This is a genomic window from Candidatus Hydrogenedentota bacterium (assembly GCA_016791475.1).
In the GTDB taxonomy this organism is placed as follows: Bacteria; Hydrogenedentota; Hydrogenedentia; order Hydrogenedentales; family JAEUWI01; genus JAEUWI01.
In genome coordinates, this window is sequence record JAEUWI010000361.1 from 1 (window position 1) to 578 (window position 578).

The following is a 578-nucleotide window of genomic DNA, read 5'->3' on the forward strand; positions in this document are numbered from 1 at the left end:
TTCCTGGATTGGGGTGAGGTCTTCCACGACCAGGTGCTGGCGACCGCCATCCTGGATCGCCTCCTGCATCACTCGACGACGCTCAACATCAAAGGGGAGAGCTACCGACTGAAGGAGAAACGGCGCGCCGGGCTCCTCGGGCGGCCGGCCGCGGCCACGCCCAGTCCAGAACAGGAGGGGCCGGTCCTAGCCGAAATTGCCAGCGTTCCGGCTGGCCGAGAGTGAGTTTAGCGCTTTGGGGTCCATTGCCAGGGCAAAGCAAAAGAGCAGAGGGTGGCTGCTCAGCAGCACCGCTCTGCCCTGGCAAAGGAGCTTGGCGCGGCGCTCGGGTCGCTCTCCAGCGTTGCCCTATCCTCCGCCCAAGCTTGATCAGTGTAGCACCGCCGAAAGGTTCAAGACCTGCCGGGATGCTTAAAAAATCCCGGTGGACAATCCAATCGCGAAAGAAGTGACAAACTCAACCGAGATTCTGGTGACTTTTTATTCCGCCCTTGACAGCGGCGCGGAGCAGCGCTTCCACCTTGGCCTGGGAGAAGGGCTCCACCTCGGGCGTCTCATACTCCGGGGCGGCGACGGCC

At 62.6% G+C, this 578-nt stretch carries 1 protein-coding gene; it reads left to right on the forward strand.

The genetic code is table 11. The features are described from left to right. The coding region (locus JNK74_29685; GenBank protein MBL7650345.1) for an ATP-binding protein at positions 1–225 on the forward strand (225 nt) is incomplete at its 5' end. Between the last annotated feature and the right edge of the window lie 353 nt (positions 226–578).